Source organism: Streptosporangium sp. NPDC002544, from assembly GCF_040295965.1.
Classification (GTDB): domain Bacteria; phylum Actinomycetota; class Actinomycetes; order Streptosporangiales; family Streptosporangiaceae; genus Streptosporangium.
Genome location: NZ_JBEOWJ010000014.1, coordinates 41,249 through 61,867 on the forward strand (window position 1 = coordinate 41,249; position 20,619 = coordinate 61,867).

18 protein-coding genes are annotated in these 20,619 nt (G+C 70.5%); 13 read left to right on the plus strand and 5 right to left on the minus strand.

What is annotated here, in order from left to right:
* Window positions 1–6: 6 nt before the first annotated feature.
* The 3 genes from ABT061_RS22025 to ABT061_RS22035 all read left to right on the plus strand — a co-directional run bounded on the left by ABT061_RS22025 (window position 7) and on the right by ABT061_RS22035 (window position 2,798).
* Window positions 7–747, plus strand: a complete 741-nt coding sequence (locus ABT061_RS22025; RefSeq protein ID WP_350920737.1) for a permease-like cell division protein FtsX — start codon at window positions 7–9, stop codon at window positions 745–747.
* 86 nt (window positions 748–833) lie between these two features.
* A complete protein-coding gene (locus ABT061_RS22030; RefSeq protein WP_350920740.1) occupies window positions 834–1,727 on the plus strand; it encodes a glycosyltransferase family 2 protein in 894 nt (297 codons plus the stop codon).
* Window positions 1,728–2,798 carry a glycosyltransferase family 4 protein gene (locus ABT061_RS22035; RefSeq protein WP_350920743.1) on the plus strand — a complete coding sequence of 357 codons (1,071 nt, stop codon included), beginning with the start codon at window positions 1,728–1,730 and terminating at the stop codon, window positions 2,796–2,798.
* A 13-nt stretch (window positions 2,799–2,811) separates the two neighbouring features.
* Here ABT061_RS22035 and ABT061_RS22040 read toward each other — a convergent pair whose 3' ends face one another.
* Complete coding sequence (locus ABT061_RS22040) at window positions 2,812–3,777, minus strand: lysylphosphatidylglycerol synthase domain-containing protein (RefSeq protein WP_350920746.1); 966 nt, start codon at window positions 3,775–3,777, stop codon at window positions 2,812–2,814.
* Window positions 3,778–3,957: 180 nt separating this feature from the next.
* Here ABT061_RS22040 and ABT061_RS22045 point away from each other — a divergent pair, with 180 nt between their 5' ends.
* The 4 genes from ABT061_RS22045 to manB all read left to right on the plus strand — a co-directional run bounded on the left by ABT061_RS22045 (window position 3,958) and on the right by manB (window position 8,097).
* Window positions 3,958–4,797, plus strand: coding sequence for a class I SAM-dependent methyltransferase (locus ABT061_RS22045; protein ID WP_350920749.1), 840 nt, complete (start codon window positions 3,958–3,960; stop codon window positions 4,795–4,797).
* Window positions 4,798–4,804: 7 nt separating this feature from the next.
* Window positions 4,805–5,773 carry a lysylphosphatidylglycerol synthase domain-containing protein gene (locus ABT061_RS22050; protein WP_350920752.1) on the plus strand — a complete coding sequence of 323 codons (969 nt, stop codon included), beginning with the start codon at window positions 4,805–4,807 and terminating at the stop codon, window positions 5,771–5,773.
* Window positions 5,774–5,863: 90 nt separating this feature from the next.
* Window positions 5,864–6,985 (plus strand): glycosyltransferase family 4 protein, encoded by a 1,122-nt coding sequence (locus ABT061_RS22055; protein WP_350920755.1) that lies wholly within the window; start codon window positions 5,864–5,866, stop codon window positions 6,983–6,985.
* Window positions 6,986–7,002: 17 nt separating this feature from the next.
* Window positions 7,003–8,097 (plus strand): mannose-1-phosphate guanylyltransferase, encoded by a 1,095-nt coding sequence (gene manB / locus ABT061_RS22060; RefSeq protein ID WP_350920758.1) that lies wholly within the window; start codon window positions 7,003–7,005, stop codon window positions 8,095–8,097.
* A 91-nt stretch (window positions 8,098–8,188) separates the two neighbouring features.
* Here the strand turns inward: manB and ABT061_RS22065 are convergent, their stop codons facing one another.
* Complete coding sequence (locus tag ABT061_RS22065; protein ID WP_350920761.1) at window positions 8,189–8,389, minus strand: hypothetical protein; 201 nt, start codon at window positions 8,387–8,389, stop codon at window positions 8,189–8,191.
* 220 nt (window positions 8,390–8,609) lie between these two features.
* Here ABT061_RS22065 and ABT061_RS22070 point away from each other — a divergent pair, with 220 nt between their 5' ends.
* The 3 genes from ABT061_RS22070 (at window position 8,610) to ABT061_RS22080 (ending at window position 13,600) form a co-directional block, all read left to right on the plus strand.
* Window positions 8,610–11,237: a bifunctional FO biosynthesis protein CofGH gene (locus ABT061_RS22070; protein ID WP_350920764.1), complete on the plus strand. Its 2,628-nt coding sequence runs from the start codon at window positions 8,610–8,612 to the stop codon at window positions 11,235–11,237.
* Window positions 11,238–11,338: 101 nt separating this feature from the next.
* On the plus strand, window positions 11,339–13,066 hold the full coding sequence (locus ABT061_RS22075) for a substrate-binding and VWA domain-containing protein (RefSeq protein WP_350920767.1): 1,728 nt from the start codon (window positions 11,339–11,341) through the stop codon (window positions 13,064–13,066).
* A gap of 279 nt (window positions 13,067–13,345) precedes the next feature.
* The gene (locus ABT061_RS22080) at window positions 13,346–13,600 is read left to right on the plus strand and encodes a hypothetical protein (RefSeq protein WP_350920770.1); all 255 of its coding nucleotides are present in this window, start codon (window positions 13,346–13,348) and stop codon (window positions 13,598–13,600) included.
* On the opposite strand, the gene ABT061_RS22085 is transcribed toward ABT061_RS22080, so the two are convergent.
* Entirely contained in the window at window positions 13,591–13,923 is a 333-nt protein-coding gene (locus ABT061_RS22085; protein WP_350920773.1) for a hypothetical protein, read from the minus strand. The genes ABT061_RS22080 and ABT061_RS22085 overlap by 10 nt on opposite strands.
* 144 nt (window positions 13,924–14,067) lie before the next feature.
* Here ABT061_RS22085 and ABT061_RS22090 point away from each other — a divergent pair, with 144 nt between their 5' ends.
* Window positions 14,068–14,967, plus strand: coding sequence for a tetratricopeptide repeat protein (locus tag ABT061_RS22090; protein WP_350920775.1), 900 nt, complete (start codon window positions 14,068–14,070; stop codon window positions 14,965–14,967).
* A 125-nt stretch (window positions 14,968–15,092) separates the two neighbouring features.
* Here ABT061_RS22090 and ABT061_RS22095 read toward each other — a convergent pair whose 3' ends face one another.
* Both ABT061_RS22095 and cofD read right to left on the minus strand, forming a co-directional pair.
* On the minus strand, window positions 15,093–16,412 hold the full coding sequence (locus ABT061_RS22095) for a coenzyme F420-0:L-glutamate ligase (protein ID WP_350920778.1): 1,320 nt from the start codon (window positions 16,410–16,412) through the stop codon (window positions 15,093–15,095).
* Window positions 16,409–17,374, minus strand: coding sequence for a 2-phospho-L-lactate transferase (gene cofD / locus ABT061_RS22100; RefSeq protein WP_350920780.1), 966 nt, complete (start codon window positions 17,372–17,374; stop codon window positions 16,409–16,411). Before cofD ends, ABT061_RS22095 begins: the two co-directional genes overlap by 4 nt.
* 298 nt (window positions 17,375–17,672) lie before the next feature.
* Here cofD and ABT061_RS22105 point away from each other — a divergent pair, with 298 nt between their 5' ends.
* Both ABT061_RS22105 and ABT061_RS22110 read left to right on the plus strand, forming a co-directional pair.
* Window positions 17,673–19,847: a hypothetical protein gene (locus tag ABT061_RS22105; protein WP_350920783.1), complete on the plus strand. Its 2,175-nt coding sequence runs from the start codon at window positions 17,673–17,675 to the stop codon at window positions 19,845–19,847.
* A 307-nt stretch (window positions 19,848–20,154) separates the two neighbouring features.
* Window positions 20,155–20,415: a WhiB family transcriptional regulator gene (locus ABT061_RS22110; RefSeq protein ID WP_037969494.1), complete on the plus strand. Its 261-nt coding sequence runs from the start codon at window positions 20,155–20,157 to the stop codon at window positions 20,413–20,415.
* Window positions 20,416–20,619: the final 204 nt, after the last annotated feature.

The following is a 20,619-nucleotide window of genomic DNA, read 5'->3' on the forward strand; positions in this document are numbered from 1 at the left end:
CGAAAGGTGTCCCCACCGCCGGACGACTGGCCCGAGGGCGGTACGTTCTCCATCTTCCTGTGCCAGGATCAGGACCCCTTCAAGCAGTGCCGCAGGCGGGCGATCACGGCGAAGCAGAGACGCGCGCTTGAGGCGAGGCTGCGGGCGATGCCCGAGGTGGCGGAGGTGGAGTTCGAGTCCCGGGAGGAGGCGTACGCGAACTTCAGGGAACAGAACGCCGACAACAAGGTTCTGCTCTCCGCCATCCAGCTGGAGGACATGCCGGAATCGTTCAGGGGCAGGCTGCACCGATGGCGCGACCTGGCGCTGTTCGGATCCGCCATGGGCAAGGTGCCGGGCGTCTCCAACGTCCTGACCTTCGGAGAGTTCTTCTGGCAGGGCAGGGCTGACGTCACCATCTCGTTGTGCGGGCGAAAGGGGACGATCTTCGCCTGTAAGGGGCGGGGACCGGCCACGGCGCGGGAGCGGAAGGCCGTCGGGGCCAGGCTCGTCGCCCTGCGGGAGAGCGAGAGTGTCTACTTCGAGGACGTCGCCCACGCCCGCCGGGTGTTCGCGTACAGGTGGGGGCAGAAGTCCAGCGACGCTCCTCTTCCCGAGAGCTACCACGTCAAGGTCGCGGATCCGGCCGGTGTGCCTGCGGTCATCGACGCGGTCGAGGGGATGGCGGGCGTCGGACCCATCAGGCGCGTGGACGAAGGCTGTTCCTGGCTGGGAATCACCCAGGAATGCTCCGGGGAGCTGTCCTGAGAACGTGATGTGCGTTCGGCTCGTGGCTGGGCAGAGTATCCTCGCCCGTCGGAGAGCATGCCCGAGAGCCTGAGAGTGGATCAGCTGTGGACGCAACACCGTACGTGACCATCGTCCTGCCCTGTTACAACGAGCAGGACCACGTCATCGCCGAGGTCGAGCGCATCTGCGAGGCGATGGACCACAGCGGATACACCTACGAGCTCGTGGCGGTCGACGACTTCTCCACGGACGAGACCCTGGCCAGGCTCGAAGAGGCCGCGCCGAGGTTTCCGAACATGCGGATCAGGGCCTTCCACCGCAACGGCGGCTCCGGCACGGTGCGCAGGATCGGCACCCAGGAGGCGCGCGGCGAGATCGTCGTGTGGACCGACGCCGACATGACCTACCCGAACGAGCGCATCCCCGAGCTCGTCCAGATCCTGGAGAAGGACGCGACGATCGACCAGGTCGTGGGGGCGCGGACCAGCGAGGAGGGCTCCCACAAGTTCCTCCGGGTCCCGGCCAAGTGGTTCATCCGCAAGGTGGCCGAGCGGCTGGCCGGGCAGAAGATCCCCGACCTCAACAGCGGGCTGCGGGCGTTCCGCAAGTCGGTCGCCAAGCCCTACCTGCGGCTGCTGCCGCCCGGCTTCTCCTGCGTCACCACGATCACGCTGTCGTTCCTGTCGAACCAGCACGACGTCTACTACCTGCCGATCGGCTACAGCAAGCGGGCCGGCAAGTCGAAGTTCAGCTTCGTCTCCGACGCCTACCGCTACATCCTGCAGGTGCTGCGGATGGTCATGTACTTCAACCCGCTCAAGGTCCTCATGCCGCCCGCGCTCTGGCTGGTCGGCATCGGCCTGGTCAAGGGCGTCGTCGACATCGTCCGCTACGGGTTCTACCTGACCAGCAACACCATTGTGATCTTCATCTCCGGCCTGCTCATCGGCTCGCTGGCGCTGCTGGCCGACCTCATCGTGCGTTCCAGGAGCGAGTAGATGCGGATCGCCGTCGTCGGGCCGACGTACCCCTACAAGGGCGGCGGCGCCGCGCACACCACGGAGCTGGCCCACCGGCTGAGAGCAGCCGGGCACGACGTGGTGATCGAGTCGTGGCGGGCGCAGTACCCCTCCTTCCTGTATCCGGGACAGCAGACCGTCGACGTCCCCGACGGCGAGCCGTTCCCGCACGTCCGGCGCGACCTCGACTGGCGCCGACCGGACGGCTGGGTCCGCGCCGGACGACGGCTGCGGAGCGTCGACCTGGTCGTCCTCGCCGTCCTCAGCCCGGTGCAGGTCCCGCCCTACCTGGGCGTCCTCTCCGGCCTGGGGCGCAGGACCCGGGTCGTGGCGCTCTGCCACAACGTCCTGCCACACGAGCGCAAGCCGTACGACACACCGCTGATGAAGGCGCTGCTGCGCAGGGTGGACGCGGTGCTCGTGCACTCCGAGCGGCAGGCCGCGCAGGCCCGCGAGCTGACCGCCGCGCCCGTGCGGGTGGCCGAGATGGCCCCGCATCTGCCATCGGGAAACGCGGGGCGCGGCCCGGCGGAGGGCGTGCACGACCGGCTGCTGTTCTTCGGCCTCGTCCGGCCGTACAAGGGGCTTGACCTGCTCGTCCGGGCGCTGCCCGAGGGGGTGTCGCTGCGGGTGGCCGGGGAGTTCTGGGGTGGCCAGGAGGAGGCGACGAGGGCGCTGGTCGCCGAGCTCGGGCTGACCGGACGGGTGGAGCTGCGACCGGGCTACGTGCCGGCGGCGGACGTGCCCGAGCTGTTCGCGGACGTGGACGCGCTGGTGCTGCCCTACCGGAGCGGGACGGCCAGCCAGCAGGTGTGGTTCGGCCACGAGCACGGGGTGCCGGTGATCGCCAGCCGGGCGGGCACGCTCGGCGACCACGTCACCGACGGGGTGGACGGGCTGCTGGTCGAGCCGGGTTCGGTGGAGGAGCTACGCGCCGCGCTGGCCGCGTTCTACCGCCCCGGCGAGCCCGAGCGGCTCCGCGCCGGGGTCAAGGCGGTCGACCCCGAGCCGTACTGGACCGCCTACCTCGAGGCACTGGTCTCGCGCTGAGCCGGGCCGGGTCTCAGGCGGTGCCCTCCCGTGTCGCCACGGGCTCGGGGCCTGCCTGCCGGCCGGGCTCCCCGGCGGGGCCAAGGGCCCTGCCCCACAGGAAGCCGATCCCGGCCCAGCTCACGTCGGCGAGGGTGAACATCACCCTGGACACCACCGCGGCCACCAGCGCCCTGGGGGAGTCGAGCACCGGAGCCAGGGCGAGCACCATCGCCCCCTCGCGGACGCCGATCCCGGCGGGGACGACCACGGTGAGGATGCCCGTCGCCCAGGCCAGCGCGTACGCGCCGGTCGCCACCAGGTACAGGGAATCGCCGGAGGCGCCCAGGTCCGCCATGGGGAGCAGCAGGTGGGGGCCGTAGGTCAGCCAGCCGGCCACGGTGAGGGCCACCGCGGTGAGCACGGCACGGCCGCTGAGCAGCCGGCCCTGTCCGAGCGGTTCCTGGCGGGCGATCCGCATGGCCAGGTTGAGGCCGAAGGTGAGCACTCCGGGGTGCAGGCAGACGGCGATGACGGGGATCAGCGCCAGCAGGTACCACGCCTGGGTCATGGTCTCGCGCAGGGTCACCGCCGCCACGACGAGGGCGCAGCCGAGGGAGACCAGCACCGACAGGGTGATGGAGCCGAACATGCGCCGGGGCGGGACGCGGTGGTCACGGCCGAGCTCGATCATCGCGGCGTACGCCCAGACGCTGCCCGGCACGTACTTGCCGAGCTGGCCGATGAAGAAGATCCTCGCGGTGATCCCGAGGGGCAGCGGGGAGCCCATTCCGGCCAGCAGCGCCCGCCAGGCCAGCACCATGAGCCCGATCCCGGCCATCACCGACAGGTAGGACCCGGCGAGCGACCACCAGGAGAGCTGCGAGATCGCGGCCACGGTCTCGTCGCGGTTCCTGGCCAGGCCGTAGCCGAGGAAGCCCACCGCGACCAGCGCGAGCAGCACCCGGAGCAGGCGGCTTGACCGCAGTCGGCTGAGCATCCGCCAAGGGTACGACGCTCTCCTTACTCGGCGGTAGGGTCACCGGTCACCGGTACTCTTGGGCGGCGTGGTGGAGCGCCCGCGGGCGTCGTGCGCGGTCCGGTGCCATCCGGAGGGGAAGTCCCGGCATCACACGAACCGGCATCACGCGAAGGGGAGAAGAGGAGCGGTGAGCGAGTGATGAGCGCCGAGCGGGTCGCGCAGCTTGAGTACTCCGAGTTCCAGGCGGCGATGCTGGACGAGGAGAAGCGCCGCAGGAAGGCCGCGAAGATCGTCGCGGTGCTCGGGCACTTTCTCGGCAGGGAAGAGGACGTCCTCGCCGGTCTGACCGTCGCCGACATCGGCTGCTCGGCGGGGTTCATCGCCGACGAGCTGGCCGCGGCGGGCGCGAGCCGGACGTTCGGCGTCGACATCGACGTGCCGGGCCTGCGCAAGGCGGCCCAGCGGTTCGGCGAGCGGGTCGAGTTCGTCTGCGCCGACGGCACCGCGCTGCCCTTCCCCGACGGTTCGATCGACGTACTGGTCTTCAACCACATCTACGAGCATGTGGTCGACCCGGACGCGATCATGGCCGAGATGCGCCGGGTGCTCTCCGCGGACGGTGTCCTCTATCTCGGGCTGGGCAACCGGCTCGGCGTGATGGAGCCGCACTACAAGCTGCCGTTCCTGTCGTACCTGCCGCCCGCGGCGGCCGACCGCTACGTGCGGCTCTTCGGCCGGGCCGACAGCTACTACGAGCGCTATCGCACCCGGCGCGGCCTGCGCAAGATGGTGCGCGGCCTGCGGGTGTGGGACTACACCTTCCCCGTGCTCGCCACCCCGGCGGCGTTCGCGGGCGACGAGCTCTTCGGCGGTGTGGCGGGGCGGGTGGCCGGTGGCGTGCTGTCGCGGCTGCCCCGCCCGGTGCTGCGAGCCCTGCTGCCCGTGGTGCCCACCTACCTGTGGGTGGCGACCAGGGGTGAGCGCCGCCCGGCCGGGCGGACGCTGCCGCAGCCCCCCGAGCCGGTACGGCCCCTGTGAGCCTGCGGTGAGCGAGGACGAAGGAGCCGTCCGGTCCGGCGCGTCCACCCTGAGACGGCTGGCCCGCGTCGCCTTCCTGCTCCTCGCGCTCGGGTTCGGCACCTGGGTGGTGCTGAGCCAGTGGGACGACATCCGCGCGGGGTTCGCCCGGCTGTCCGTGCTGTCGCTCGTGTCGTCGCTGGTGGCGGTGCTCGCCGCGCTGTGCGGCGGGATGATGACATGGCGGGCGCTGCTGGCCGACCTGGGCTCGCCGCTGCCGCTGCGCGCGGGGGCGAGGGTCTTCTTCGTGGGCCAGCTCGGCAAGTACATCCCCGGCTCGCTCTGGCCGGTCATCGCTCAGATGGAGATGGGGCGGGAGCTGGGCGTTCCCCGGTCGCGCAGTGCGGCGGCGTTCTTCCTGACGCTGCCGGTGCAGCTCGGCAGCGGCCTGGTGGTCTCGGGGGTGACGCTGCTGGCGGCCCAGCCGGGGGCGGCCGCGCCGTACGCCTGGGCGTTCCTGCTGATCCCCGTGCTCGCGGTGGCCTTCGAACCGAGGGTGGTCAACGCGGTCCTCGGGTTCGGGCTGCGCAAGCTGAGGCGCGAGCCGCTGGAGCGTCCCCTCACCCGCAGGGGCATGCTCACCGCGCTGGGCTGGGCACTGGGCGGCTGGATCGCGTACGGGCTGCACCTGGCGGCGATCGTGCACGACCTCGGACCCTCCGGGTTCTCCGCGGTCCTGTTCTCCATCGGCGCGTTCGCCCTGTCGTGGTGCCTGGGGATCATGACGTTCGTCGTCCCAGCGGGGGCGGGCGTGCGGGAGGTGGCCATGGTGGCCGTCCTGGCGCCTGTCCTGGACGGGGGGTCGGCCATAGCGGCGGCGCTCTGCTCCCGGATCGTGATCATTCTTGGCGATCTCGTCTGCGCGGGTTTCGCGGGTCTGGCCGCGCGCCGCGCCACGGCTTCCAATAAGGACCACGCTTCGGGAAAAGCCGTGTGATTTCCCCCATGATTTCGGAGACTCTGGCAATAGAGTGAACGGAGGAAGGGGACGGCCGTCCCACGTGAATCATGAGGGGAGCGATCCTTCTTGACGCCTAGAGTGCTCGTCGACGCGGCCGCGGTTCCGGCCGATCGCGGTGCGCTGATCAGGTACGTCGATGGACTCGTCGCCGCGCTGGACAGGGCGGGCGCTGATCTCGTGGTCGTCTGCCAGCGCGCCGACGCCGCCCGATATGCCGGGCTGGCGCCCTCCGCGCGGATCGTGCCGGGGCCTCACGGGATCACCAACAGGGCCGCCCGCCTGACCTGGGAGCAGACGGGGCTGCCCTTCCTCGCCCGGCAGGTCGCCGCCCAGGTCATCCACGCCCCCTACTACTCGATTCCGCTGAGCTCGGGCCTGCCGACCGTGGCGACGGTGCACGATCTCACCTGCTTCACCGAGCCCCTGCAGCACGACGCGGTCAAGGCGGCGTTCTTCCGCGCGGCGACCCGCACGGCGGTCCGGCACGCCACCCGGGTGATCGTGCCCTCCAAGGCGACCAGGGACGAGCTGATCAGGTTGCTCTCGGCCGACCCGACCCGCATCGACGTCGCCTACCACGGTGTCGATCCGGCGCTGTTCCATCCGCCGTCCGAGCGCGAGGTCAAGCACGCCTCCGACCGGCTCGGCCTGCACGGCACCCCCTACGTGGCCTTCCTCGGCCCGCTGGAGCCCCGCAAGAACGTGCCGAACCTGATCCGCGGCTTCGTGCGCGCCGTCGAGGACATCTCCCACCCGCCCGCCCTGGTGCTCGCCGGGGGCGTCCGCGACGTCGAGGTGGACGCCGCGGTGGAGCAGGTCCCCTCGACGGTGCGGGTGCTCCGTCCCGGCTTCCTGTCCTTCGCCGACCTGTGCGGTTTCCTCGGTGGGGCGGTGATCGCGGCCTTTCCCTCGCGGGGTGAGGGCTTCGGGCTGCCGGTGCTGGAGGCCATGGCCTGCGGCGCACCGGTGCTCACCACGCACCGCACCTCGCTGCCGGAGGTGGGGGGCGACGCGGTCGCCTACACCGAGCCGGACGCCGAGAGCATCGCCGCGGCGCTGCGCACGCTGCTCTCCTCGCCCGAGCGCAGGGACGTGCTGTCCGCGGCGGGTATCGCCCGTGCCAAGGAGTTCACCTGGGACGCCTCGGCCGAGGCACACCTGCTCTCTTACCAGCGCGCGGCCGAGTAGTGAGTTAACCTCGCGGAATGATGGAGACCCCTTTGCCGGACCTAGAGGCGATTCTCCTTGTCGGTGGACGAGGGACGCGCCTGCGTCCGTTGACGCTGGACACCCCGAAACCCCTTCTGCCCACGGCGGGAGTTCCCTTCCTGTCCCACCAGCTCGCTCGCGCCAGGGCCTTCGGCGTGCGACGCATCGTGTTCGCCACCTCCTACCGGGCGGAGATGTTCTCCGAGGCGTTCGGGAACGGCGAGGCGTTCGGCCTCGAACTCGAGTACATGACGGAGGAGGAGCCGCTCGGCACCGGCGGGGCCATCCGCAATGCCGCCAAGGCGCTGACCTGCGGCCCCGACGATCCGGTGCTGGTGCTGAACGGCGACATCCTGTCCGGGCACGACATCGGCGACCAGGTCGCGACGCATGTCGCGCGGGGGGCCGCCCTCACCCTGCACCTGACCGAGGTGGACGACCCCTCGCGCTTCGGCTGCGTGCCGACCGACGACGACGGGAGGGTGACCGCCTTCCTGGAGAAGACCCCGAACCCGGTCACCAACCGGATCAACGCCGGATGTTACGTCTTCACCCGCTCGGTGATCGACACGATCCCGGAGGGGCAGGTCGTCTCGGTCGAGCGCGAGACCTTCCCCGGCCTGATCGAGGACGGCGCTCTGGTGCTCGGCTACGCCGACGCGTCCTACTGGCTCGACGTGGGCACGCCCGCCGCCTTCGTGCAGGGCTCCCGCGACCTGGTCCTCGGCCGGCTCGTCTCGCCCGCGCTGCCAGGTCCCACCGGTGACTTCCTCGCCCTGCCCGGCGCCATGATCTCGCCCGAGGCCAAGGTCTCCGGCGGTTCCGTGATCGGCGCCCGCGCGATCGTGGAGTCGGGGGCGCAGGTCGGTGGCAGCGTGCTCGGAGACGACTGCATCGTGCACTCGGGCGCGGTCGTGGTCGACTCGGTGATCGGCATCGGCGCGCGTGTCGACTGTGGAGCGGTCCTGAGGGATGTGGTCGTCGGCGACGGCGCCGTGGTCGGTCCCGGGAACGAACTGCTCGCGGGCAGCCGGGTCTGGCCCGGTGTGGTGCTCCCCGAGTCCGCGATCCGCTTCTCCAGCGACATCTGACCGGCCCCGCCGTACGGTGTGCGGGGAGATCGTGGTGGATCGGTCGCGGTCCGGCACGGGCCGCGTCCGGTGGGGCTTTCCAAGCGCAGGGTCAGCCGGCCGCCGGGGTCGGGCGGTGCGCGGCCATCCGCTCGCGGGCCGCGGCCGCCCGCGCGTGACCGGTGGTCGTGCTGAGCGCCCCCTCGTCGGGGGAGGGTTCCCGGTGATGCCAGTCGAGGCTGTCACGGGTGTCGGCGCCCACCAGCGGGGCGAGGACGGCGACGGCGACAAGGGCGAGGAGAAACCAGAACATTTTCGGCTCCTGGGGGTGGGGTCCGAGGTGGGTGCCTCGGAGGAGGGCCGGGGATCTTCGTGGCTGCGAAGGGTCCGGCTGACATGTCTAATTTATGTATATGCAAGCATTTATGTCTATCGAGACCTGCTTGCAGCGAGTCTTTAGCGAATCTGAAGTGTCGGATCGAGGTCCGGTACCCGCCGCCGGGCAGGTGAGCGTCGCGCCGTACTGTGACGTCATGAGTCCCAACCCCACCGACAACGCGATGCGCCGGGCTCTGGCCAGGGCACGCGATGGCAAAACTCTTGATATCGCCGAGGCCACAACCCTGTTGCACGCCCGGGACGCACATTTGGAGACCCTCCTCGACCACGCCGGGAGGGTCAGGGACGCGGGTCTGGAGGCGGTCGGACGACAGGGGGTCATCACCTACAGCCGCAAGGTCTTCATCCCCCTGACGAGGCTCTGCCGGGACCGCTGCGGATACTGCACGTTCGCCACCGCCCCGCACAAGCTGGAGAGCCTGTTCCTGAGCCCGGACGAGGTGCTGGAGATCGCCGCGCAGGGCGCGGCCATGGGATGCAAGGAAGCGTTGTTCACCCTGGGGGACCGGCCGGAGGACCGCTGGCACCAGGCCCGCGAGTGGCTGGACGCGCACGGCTACGACGACACGCTCTCTTACGTCCGCGCGATGGCCGTGCGGGTGCTTGAGGAGACCGGGCTGCTGCCGCACCTGAACCCGGGCGTCATGACCTGGCGGGACCTGCAGCGCCTCAAGCCGGTCGCGCCCTCCATGGGCATGATGCTGGAGACGACCTCGCGGCGGCTCTTCGAGGAGAAGGGGCAGCCGCACTACGGCTCACCCGACAAGGACCCCGCCGTGCGGCTGCGCGTGCTGGAGGACGCCGGGCGGACGAACGTGCCGTTCACCAGCGGCATCCTCATCGGCATCGGGGAGACGGTCGCCGAGCGCGCCGAGTCGCTGTTCGCGCTGCGCAAGGTGGCGCGCGAGTACGGCGGCATCCAGGAGATCATCGTCCAGAACTTCCGCGCCAAGCCGGACACCGCGATGCGCGGCATGCCCGACGCGGACCTGCAGGAACTGGCCGCCACCATCGCGGTGACCCGGCTGGTGCTGGGACCGAAGATGAGGGTGCAGGCCCCGCCGAACCTGGTCGACTCCGAGTACGAGCTGATGATCAGGGCGGGCATCGACGACTGGGGCGGCGTCTCGCCGTTGACACCCGACCATGTCAACCCCGAGCGCCCCTGGCCGCAGATCGACGACCTCGCCGCCCGCACCGCCGCCGCCGGGTTCACGCTGCGCGAGCGGCTGACCATCTATCCCGAGTTCGTGCTGGCGGGGGAGCCCTGGCTGGACCCGAGGCTCAACGCGCACGTGGCCGCCCTGGCGGACCCCGGCACCGGCCTCGCCCGCGAGGACGCGGTCGTGACCGGCCGCCCCTGGCAGGAGCCCGACGGGGGCTTCGTCTCCCTGGGCCGCGTCGACCTGCACACGGCGGTCGACACCGAGGGCCGTACCGCCGACCGTCGTGACGACTTCGACCACGTCTACGGAGACTGGGAGGCTCTGCGGGAGCGTCTGCCCGTCGCGGAGGGCGCCGCCGGGAGCGGCGGCGCCGTCAGGGGCGATGTGCGGGAGGCGCTGCGGCAGGCCGAACGCGACCCGGCGGGGCTGAGCGACGCCCAGGCGCTCGTCCTCCTCGACCTCGCCGGAGACCCGTCGGGCGCCGGCGCCGACGACGCCGCGCTGGACGAGCTCTGCCGGATCGCCGACGGCCTGCGCAGGGAGGCGGTCGGTGACGACGTCACCTACGTGGTGAACAGGAACATCAACTTCACGAACGTCTGCTACACGGGCTGCCGCTTCTGCGCCTTCGCGCAGCGCCGCACCGATGCCGACGCCTACACCCTCTCGCTGGAGCAGGTCGCCGACCGCGCCTGGGAAGGATGGCAGGCAGGGGCGACCGAGGTGTGCATGCAGGGGGGCATCCACCCCGACCTGCCCGGCACCGCCTACTTCGACATCGCCAAGGCGGTCAAGGCCAGGGTGCCCCAGATGCACGTCCACGCGTTCTCGCCGATGGAGGTCATCAACGGGGCCAGCCGCACCAACCTGTCCATCGAGGACTGGCTGGTCGCCGCCAGGGAGGCGGGCGTCGACTCGCTGCCGGGTACCGCGGCGGAGATCCTCGACGACGACGTCCGCTGGGTGCTGACCAAGGGCAAGCTGCCCACCGCCGAGTGGGTCGAGGTCATCTCCACCGCGCACCGGGTCGGCATTCCGACGACCTCCACGATGATGTACGGCCACGTCGACAACCACGCGCACTGGGTGCAGCACATCCGGCTGATCCGCCGCATGCAGGAGGAGACCGGTGGGTTCTCCGAGTTCGTGCTGCTGCCGTTCGTCCACCACAGCGCGCCCATCTACCTGGCGGGGATCGCCCGCCCGGGGCCGACGGCGCGGGAGAACCGGGCGGTGCACGCGCTGGCCCGCGTCCTGCTGCACGGCGCGATCGCCAACATCCAGTGCTCCTGGGTGAAGCTCCAGGACGGGCTCTGCCGCGAGGTGCTCATGGGCGGGGTCAACGACCTCGGCGGCACGCTGATGGAGGAGACGATCAGCAGGATGGCCGGGTCGGAGAACGGCTCCTTCAAGACGATCAGCGAGATCGAGGCCATGGTCGCCCCGACCGGGCGGCCGATCCGGCAGCGGACCACCTCCTACGGCGTGCCCGACGCCGAGCGGCTGGCCGCGGCCAGGGCGAGCGACGGGGTCTGCCGGAGCGTCCGCCCCAACGCCCTTCCACTGCTCCCGCTGGAGGGGTCGACAAAGTTATAACAAGTTCTATATTTGCTTGCCCTCCGTGAGGGGTTCATTGACACAATCGTCTTTCTCCTCTAGCGAGAGGTCTCCGTGTGCCCTCCTCCGGTCGACACCGTGTGGCCGTCGGCGCTGAGCGGCGTCGGCGTCAGGTCCTGTTGCGCCTGTCGCTGGCGGCGGTCGCGATAGCGGTCGCCCTGGCGGGGAGCGCCGTCCTGGTGCTCGACCAGGGGGGTTCGTGCTCGGCCCGCGACCCGGTGCTGGTCGGGGTCGCCGCCGCCGTCGACATCGCCCCGACCGTCATGGAGGCGGCGGGGCGGTTCAACCGGAGCGGGGCGGGCGTCGACGGCCGGTGCGTGCTGGTGCAGGTGACCGAGCAGCCACCCGCCACGGTGCTGCGCACCCTGCTCGGCGGCACCGCGGGGGTGCTCAGCGAGCGCCCGGACGGCTGGATCTCCGACTCCTCGGCCTGGATCCGGCTCGCCCGCAAGCAGGGGGCCGCGAACCTGGCCGGCACCGAGACCGTCATGGCGACCTCGCCCCTGGTCTTCGCCACCCGTAAGTCCCTGGCCCGGCGTTTCGCGGTCGGTAAGACCGACATGAACTGGCGGATGGTCTTCCCCGCGACCACCCGTGGCCGGATCCAGCCGACCGAGAACGAGCCCGACGTGGTCCGCGTCCCCGACCCGTCGCTCGCGGGTGCCGGAATCGCCACCGTGGCCGCGGCCAGGGACGTGGTCGGCAGCGGCGCCGAGGCCGACCGCGCGCTCACCGCGTTCGTCCGCTGGGCGCAGGCGGGGGCGGCGCCCGACTACCGGACCATGCTCGCCGCCGTCGACGACCGCTCCTTCTGGCAGCGCCCCGTGGTGATCGTTCCCGAGCAGTCGGTCTGGGAGCACAACCGCCGGCCGTCGGACGACCCGGTGACCGCCCTGCACCCCCGTGAGGGGACCATCAACCTCGACTACCCGTACGTGGTCACCTCCTCCGACGAGGCGAAGGCGAGCGGGTCGAGGGCCTTCGCCGCCTGGCTGCGCTCCCCCGAGGCCCAGGAGGCGGCCCGCAGGGCGGGCTTCCGCTCGCCCGACGGCTCCCTGGGACCGTACTCACCCGGTCCCGAGATTCCCACCGAGGCGCCCCGCACCCGCCCGACCATCCTGCCCGGCATGATCGACGAGGCGCTGGCGGCGTGGAGCAGGCTCGCCCCGCCGACCAACATCCTGGTCCTGGCGGACAGCGGCAAGCACATGGCCGGGCCGATCAACGGGCAGCAGGGGAAGACCCGGCTGACCGTCGCCCTTGACGCCGCCAGGCTCGGCCTGCAGCTCTTTCCCGGCTCCACGCACATGGGCATGTGGGAGTTCTCCTCGGCCAAGGGTGCGGACCAGCGCGAGCGGGTGCGCCTCGGCCCGATCACCGAGCCCGACGACGGCCAGGTCATCCGGCGCAGCCGCCTGGAGGAGCTGACCCGGACCCTGCGCGCCGACCCGAAGGAGCCCAGCGCCCTGTACGACTCGATCATCGCCGGGTTCCGCGCGCTGACCGAGTCCTACGACGAGACCATGAACAACACCCTGCTCGTCATCACGGCGGGCAAGGACGACGGCAAGGGCATCTCCGGCGCCAAGCTGGTGGAGAGGCTCCGCGGTGAGTGGAACCCCGCGCGACCCGTCCAGATCGTCGTCCTCGCCTTCGGCACCGACCTCGACCGTGCCGCCCTCACCCAGATCACCTCGGTCACCAACGGTTCCCTGCACGTCGCCCAGCGCCCAGAAGAGATCATCGACGTCTTCCTGTCCGCCCTGGCCCGCCGTCTCTGTCACCCCACCTGCGCCAAGGCCCCGTGACCACCTGCCGCCGGGGCGGGCGGCCGCTCCGGCCGGAGCCCTGGATCGTTCCAGCGAGGAGATCGGGGGAGGCGTCTGGAATTTCAGTAGTCATTGGCCTACTCTTAGTGACGAAATCCTGCTTCTCTCCAGGTAGGGGTACATCGATGGAAAGTGCCGACAGCCGGATCATGGCGCTCATCGTGATCGCCACGATCGTGTTCGCCATCTCGCAACTCTGACAGCCCCCTGCATGCCGGCAGCGACGAGAATCCTGCTTCCCCCCGGTAGGAGTGCGACGTGGACAGCTCGAACGGCCGGATCCTGGCCCTTGTCGTAGTGGCCACGATCGTGTTCGCCGTCGGACGGCGTTTCCAGCGGACGATGGACACCTGGGCGGGATGGGGCAAGGCGGTCGAAGCGGCCGCCGAGGCCGCATCGAAGATCCCTGATGCCAAGTCGGCGGCCTGGAAGGCGGTCCGCCGCATGATCGTGGTCGGCCTGGGCGCGCTCATCCTGTTCGCGGTGGTCGTGAACGTGATCCGCTACGGCTGAGCCTCCGAATCCCAGATCGGGCCCCGGATCCTCACGGTGACCGGAAACGATGTCGGCTCCTGTGATGGCCGGGCGCCCGGCCGCTCCCCGTTGTCGGCCCGATCTCCGGGGTGTGGGGTGACGTAGGCGAGTCGTGGAGTGGTGAACGGCCTGCGTACGAACAGCAGGGGGTGCGGCAGCGCCTCGCCGGCATGCGCGATGACGTACGGGACGCGAAGCCGCGTCGCCACCTCGCTCTTTCCGCCGGGCGAACCGTCAGGGGCCGCCTCGCCCGGCCCGCTCTTTCCCCGGACCTGCTCGTGAGGGCCGGTCGCGCTGGTCATGGCCTTCCCTCGGGATGGGCCGACAGGATCAGCGTCCGCCGGGAGGCGCGTCCCGAGGGGAGAAAGACCACGATGCCCACGATCATTAATTCATGATGGGAAATGTGGTGCCATTTCGAGATGGCCATACCTAAGATCGTTCAGATGGCTGAAGAAGAGGTAGGCGTGGCAGGCGAGGAAAGTTTGGAAGCCGGTGCGCGGGAAGGCGGCCCGCAGCGGTGTGGACTGCTCATCGAACGTGCCAAGACGTATTCGATGATGAAGCGCTTCGATGAGGCGATCGCAGATCTGACCGAGGTGCTCCGGCTTGATCCCGGCAACGACATCGTGTGGGGCAGGCGGGGTGAGCTGTACCGAAGGACGGGCCGGTTCCAGGAGGCCGTCGCCGACTTCGACCGCGCGATCGAGATCGACCCGGAGTACACGTACGCGATCGGCAGCCGGGGGCAGGCGTATGAGGCGCTCGGCCGGTTCGGGGAGGCGCTGGCCGACTACAACCGTGCGATCGAGCTGACTCCGGACGAGGTCTGGCTCCTCAGCGAGCGGGCGGGCCTGCTGCGCAAGGTCGAGCGGTACGACGACGCGGAGACCGATCTGATCCGGGCCATGATGCTCGCCCCGGAGGACACCGACCTGTACAACGCTCGCGGAGAGCTCTATTACCAGGTGAACCGCTATGACGACGCGATCACGGATTTCTCCCACGCGCTGAGCATGGAGCCGAACAACGTCTGGGCACTCGTCTCACGCGGTGAGACGTATCGCATGATGGACAAGATAAATGAAGGGCTCGGCGACCTGAATCACGCCCTTCAGCTGGAGCCCGACAACGAGCGTGCTCTGGGGAGCCGCGGGGCGATTCTGCACAAGCTGCACCGGGACGAGGAGGCGATGGCCGATCTCACCAGGGCGATCGAGATCGACCCCGAATACACCTGGGCCTACGTCCGCAGGGGCGAGGTGCTGCGGTCCCTGGGCCGTTACGAGGAATCGCTCGTCGATATAAATCGGGCGATGGAGCTCGACGGAGGCGCGGACGGCTGAGTGGATCGGCCGAGGCCCCCGGACGCGCCGATCCCGCTTCCCGCACGCGCGGCGGCGCCGCAACCCGAACCGGAGTCGCTGATAACCGCTCCGAGTCCGGTTCGTGTCGCGTGCGGAAGCCGGGCCTAGCGGACGACGATGAAGTCGGACGCCTGCCTGGGGGCGCGGTCCCTCGGGGGAGCCGCGGGGTGGCCGATGGCGACGGCCCCCATCGGGTCCCAGCCGGCGGGCAGGTCGAGGACCTCGCGGACGACGTCGCGGCAGAACATGGTGGAGGAGACCCACGCGGAGCCCAGCCCCTCCACCGCGAGCTGGACGAGGAGGTTCTGCACCCCCGCGCCGGCCGCGACCACGAACATCTCCCGCTCGGCGGTGTTGCGCCGGTCGTCGCGGTAGGTGTGCGAGCCGTCCATGACCAGGCAGGGCACCGCCAGGTACGGGGCCGCGCGCAGCACGTCGCCCCGCCTGACCCGCCTGGCGATCGACTCCTCAGAAAAACCGTCGCTGCGCAGGTCGGCGATCCAGGCCTCGCGCATGGCGTCGAGCAGCTTCTCCCGGGCCTCCGCCGACTCCAGCAGGACGAACCGCCACGGGGTCGTGTGGTGCGGGGCGGGCGCGGCGATCGCGGCGTCGACGGCCCTGCGGACCTTGGCACCGTCCACGGGTTCCGCGGAGAACTCCCGGATGGTCCTGCGGGCGAAGACCACGTCGCGCGAGCCGTACCGGAACATGTCGTCGGCGGACGGGCGGACCAGCTCGCGGATGCCCGGCCCGTCGTCCTCGGTGGTGTACTCGGCCATGCCCCTGATCACGGCCACCGGGGTCTGCGCGACCTTCCCCTTGACCAGGTCTCCGGCCGCGGCGAACTCGTCGGCGACGGCGGTCAGGGTGACCTCGAGCGCGTTGCCGTAGTCGTCGGACATGCCCCGGTAGTCGAGAGAGGGAGTCACCCCGGCGACGCCGACGGCCATGTCGGTCTGGCCGTTGCGCCACGGGCGGCCGAAGGTGTCGGAGATGATCACGCCGACCGACACGCCGAGCAGTTCCGCGACGCGCGCCCTGATGGCCGAGGCGGAGGCGTCCGGGTCGACGGGCAGCAGGACCACCGTGTCCGGCCGGGTGTTGGAGGCGTCTACCCCGGCGGCGGCCATGACGAAGCCGTGCCTCGTCTCGGCGATCACGGTCTCGCCCCTGCGGGCGACCACCCGCCTGGTCTCCGCGCCGACCGCCTCGGCACGGGGCACACCGTGCAGGACCCGGCCTTCGGCCTTGCTTGAGATCTTGGAGGTGACCACGAGGATGTCGCCGTCACGCAGGTCGGGCAGAGCCGTGGCGATCAGCTCCCCGACGTCGTCACCCTCGTGGACCTCGGGTATGCCGGGAACGGCGAAGATCTCCACCCTGACGTCGGCGGGATTCCACTGCCCGCGCCTGACCCGGCTCATCGCGAGCCCTCCTCGCGAGTGGCGGAGGACGCGAGCCGGGTGGCCATGTCCAGGGCCGCGCGGGCGATGGCGGCGGCGGCCTCGACGTCGTGCATGATCAGCGGGCGGGCCTCGACGTCGACGCCGGCGAGGGCCACTCCGGCGTCCTCCTCCGCGACCAGCCAGCCGTTCACCAGGGGCGACCCGTACAGCTCCAGGACCGCCTGCGCGGTGGTCTGCACGCCGATCGCGGTCAGGCAGGCGTCGGCCATGCCGCGGACCGGGGCGCCGCCGACGATGGGGGAGACGCCGATGACCGTCTTGCTCTCCAGGGCCTCTCGGATGCCCTTGATCTGCAGGATTGTGCCGATGCTGACGACCGGGTTGGACGGCGGGAGGATGACGACGTCGGCGGCGGCGATGGCCTCCAGCACGCCGGGGGCGGGGGAGGCCTGGTCGGCGCCGACCAGGATGATCTGCTCGGCGGGAACCGAGGCGCGCAGCCGCACCCACCACTCCTGGAAGTGGATGGCGCGGCGGCCCTGCTCGTCGGTGATGACCACATGGGTCTCGGTCCGGTCGTCGCTCATCGGGATCAGGCGCACGCCCGGCTGCCAGCGCTGGCACAGTGCCTCGGTGACCGCCGACAGCGGGTATCCGGCGTCGAGCATCTGGGTGCGCACGATGTGAGTGGCGAAGTCGCGGTCGCCGAGGCCGAACCACTGCGGCTCGACGCCGTAGGCGGCCAGTTCCTCCTTGACGACGTGCGACTCCTGCCGTCGTCCCCAGCCCTGTTCCTCGTCGATGCCGCCGCCCAGGGTGTACATCACGGTATCGAGGTCGGGGCAGACCCGCAGGCCGTAGAGACTGATGTCGTCACCGGTGTTGCCGATGACGGTGATCTCGGAGTCGGGGGCGGCGGTGAGCAGACCCCGCAGGAAGCGGGCGCCACCGATTCCGCCGGCGAGGGACACGATGCGCATGCCGTCCAGTGTTCCACTAGGTCGTTACGGATGTCGGCGGGGTTCCGGGAGAGGGGGGACGCAGTCTTTTCATGATCGTTATGAGGGCTGTCCGCGCTGGCAGAATCGCCTAGCCTGATGCCCGAATTATGGACATATAAGGTGCAATGGAGCACTTACGAGGTTGGTGGGCTTCCTGGGACTACCAACAGCAAAGTCAGCCATGTGCAAAACTGACCCGGGTTTACCTAAAGACCCTATGGGGGTAGTTGTGATCAATGTCGAGGCGGGCCGGCTCCGAGAACCGGCGGCGTGGCTCATGGTAGCCGTCGCGTCCGCGAGCGTTCTCGTCGGCATCGAACGCCTGCTGTTCGGGGGATCGTCCTTCGCCGTGCGCGCGGCGGGCTACCTGGGTCAGCTCACCTCGCCGACAACCGCCGCGCTGTTCGTCGGCGCCGTGCTGCTGGCCACCCACCTCGGTCCGGTGATCGAGCGGTTGAAGCAGATGGCCCTCGTAGCGGCCGGCGTGCTCGGGCTCTCCGTGCTCTTCGGCGCGGTCAGCCTGCTCACCGCGCTGTTCGGCGGTGCGACGGACCTCCGGGAGAAGATCGAAATCCTCCTCGTCCACCTGCCCGCCCTCGCGCTGACCGCGGTCGTACTGCTCTACGTGCTGCCGAAGGCGGTCCCCGCCGGTTCGCGCGCCGGGGCCCTCCGCGCCGAGGACGGCTTCGGCCGCCCCGCCGAGCGCCCCCGGGAGCAGGGGTACGCCTACCCCCAGCAGCCCGTTCCCGCGCAGGGGTCGGTTCCTTTTCAGGACCACCCGCAGGGACAGGTTCCTTTCCAGGACCACCCACAGGGACAGGTTCCTTTCCAGGACCACCCACAGGGACAGGTTCCCTTCCAGGACCACCCGCAGGGGCAGGGCGGGTACCCCCAGGGCCAGATGGCGCAGCAGGGTGTCCACCACCCGCAGGATCAGGCTCCGCTGGGCGGCCACGGTTACCCGCAGGAGGCGCCGCCCGCCCAGGCCCCGCAGCCCCCGCAGAACCTCCCCGCGCTTCCGCCCGCGCCCGCGCACGTCTCCGAGGGGTACGGGCAGCAGGCGGCCTCCTACGCGCCGTCCGCGCCGCAGGCGGGCGACGGGCACCCTCAGCCGCCCTACCTGCCGCCTGTCGAGAGCCAGCCGTACGCTCCCCCGCCCGGCGCCTACCCGCAGCCCTCCCAGCAGCCGGAGCCGCAGGGGCAGGGGTACGCGCAGTCCGTGCCGCAGCCGCCGCAGCCCGTCTCCCAGCCCGTCGCGCAGACCGGGGGCTACACTCCGAGCCCGTACGTCGCGGCCGACGTCCAGCCCCCGGCCCCGGCCAAGCCGTACGAGCCGCCGGCCGCCGCCTATGACCCGTCGGCCGCCGCCTATGACCCGCCGGTCTACGCCGCTCCGGTGGATCAGCAGCCCCAGACGGAACCCCGGCTGCCGAGCTATCCGCAGTTCCCCGACTCTCCGGCGTACGGGCAGCCCGAGCCGCAGGGCTTCGGCCAGCAGCCGGACTCTCCGGCGTACGGTCAGGAGCCGCAGCCGGTGAGTTCCGGGCGGCACTCCAGCCCGAGGCTGCCGAGCTATCCGCAGTTCCCCGACTCCCCGGCGTACGGGCAGCCGGAACCGCAGGGCTTCGGCCAGCAGGCCGACTCCTCGGCGTACGGCCTCCGCTCGGAGCAGCGGCAGCCGGACTACGGGCAGGCCGGTACTCCCGGGTACGGGCAGTCCGAGCCGCAGGGCTTCGGCCAGCAGCCGGACTCTCCGGCGTACGGGCAGGAGCCGCAGCTCGCGGGCTCCGGCCGGCGCTCGGAGTCGCAGGCGCCGGGCTACCCGCAGTCCGAGCCGCAGGGCTTCGGGCAGCAGGACTCGCAGCCGTCCGGCTACGGTCACCAGCCCGAGCAGCAGGCCCCCGCGCCCTACCCGCCGGTCGACGGCCGCCAGGGCCCGGCGTTCGACGGCCAGGCGCAGTCCTTCCCGCAGCCTCCGGAGAACTACGGCCAGCCGTTCAGCGGTTACTCGGGCGCGGAGTTCGCCCGGCCGGCCGAGCCGGGCCCGCAGTACTCCGCGCCCGACCCGGTGGACCTCAGGTCGCAGCAGATGGCCCAGGCGTACCAGCAGGCGGAGAGCTACCAGCAGCAGGCCCAGGGCACCGAGCCGCAGCTTCGCGTCCCCGAGTACGGCTCCTCCGGCTACGACGGCCCGTTCGGGCATCCGCAGCAGGCGTCCCAGGCCCCTCAGGTTCCGCAGAACCCCCCGGCTCCGCAGGCCCCGTACCAGCCGCAGGGCGGCGGTCACCAGTGGGACCCGCGCTCGGAGGCGACGCTCAGGTTCGACCCGAGCACCTACTCCGGAGACCCGCTGAGCGACCCCGCGCTCTCCGTCAGGACGTGGGACTCGCAGCCGATAGACCCCACCGCGATCTACAAGCCCGAACAACGCCCAGGTCAGGGCATGGATTAGGAAAGCCCGGCTAGAGAGAGGGTGGGCCCCGGTCAGGATCAGAACATGTCCTGGTACGGTTCCGACCGCCGAGAGCACTGAGCCCCTGGCGATCGCGGCGATCACCTGGTGCAATTGCCGTCGTGGCAGGCACACGACCCACAACCGGGGAGAGCAGGTCTTTCCCCGGATACCAGCATGCCGCTTGACGCCACACCGGGCACGCGCGTGTAATTACACACGTGTTGTTACGCCTTTCTCTGGGTGGGTAAGGGGGAGGCGTTCATAGGGGGGCTCCATTTGCGGGCGTGCGGCAGGGAGGTGTGCAGTGGCCGACCTGGTCATCGCACAGGAGAGCATCGCTGAAGAGCAGCTTGGCTGGCAGGAGCGCGCCTTGTGCGCGCAGACCGACCCGGAGGCGTTCTTCCCGGAGAAGGGAGGCTCCACCCGCGAGGCCAAGAAGGTTTGCCGCTCCTGCGAGGTGCGTGCCGAGTGTCTTGAGTACGCGCTGGAACACGACGAGCGGTTTGGAATCTGGGGTGGACTGTCGGAGCGGGAGCGACGGCGGATCAAGCGTGAGGCGGTCTGAGCCGTCCGGGAAGCGGACGGCTGGAAGGCTTGGGCACGCTGAAGTCCGGACGGTCTGGAAATCCAACCACTGAGGAAACGCCGAAGAAGTTCGAGTGGTCTGACAGGAAGCATGTGACGCCCCTCGGGGCGCTTGATGAATATGTCCATGGGGTCACGTGACCGTCGGTCACGTGACCCTTTTTTCATTCGCGTGACCAGGTGT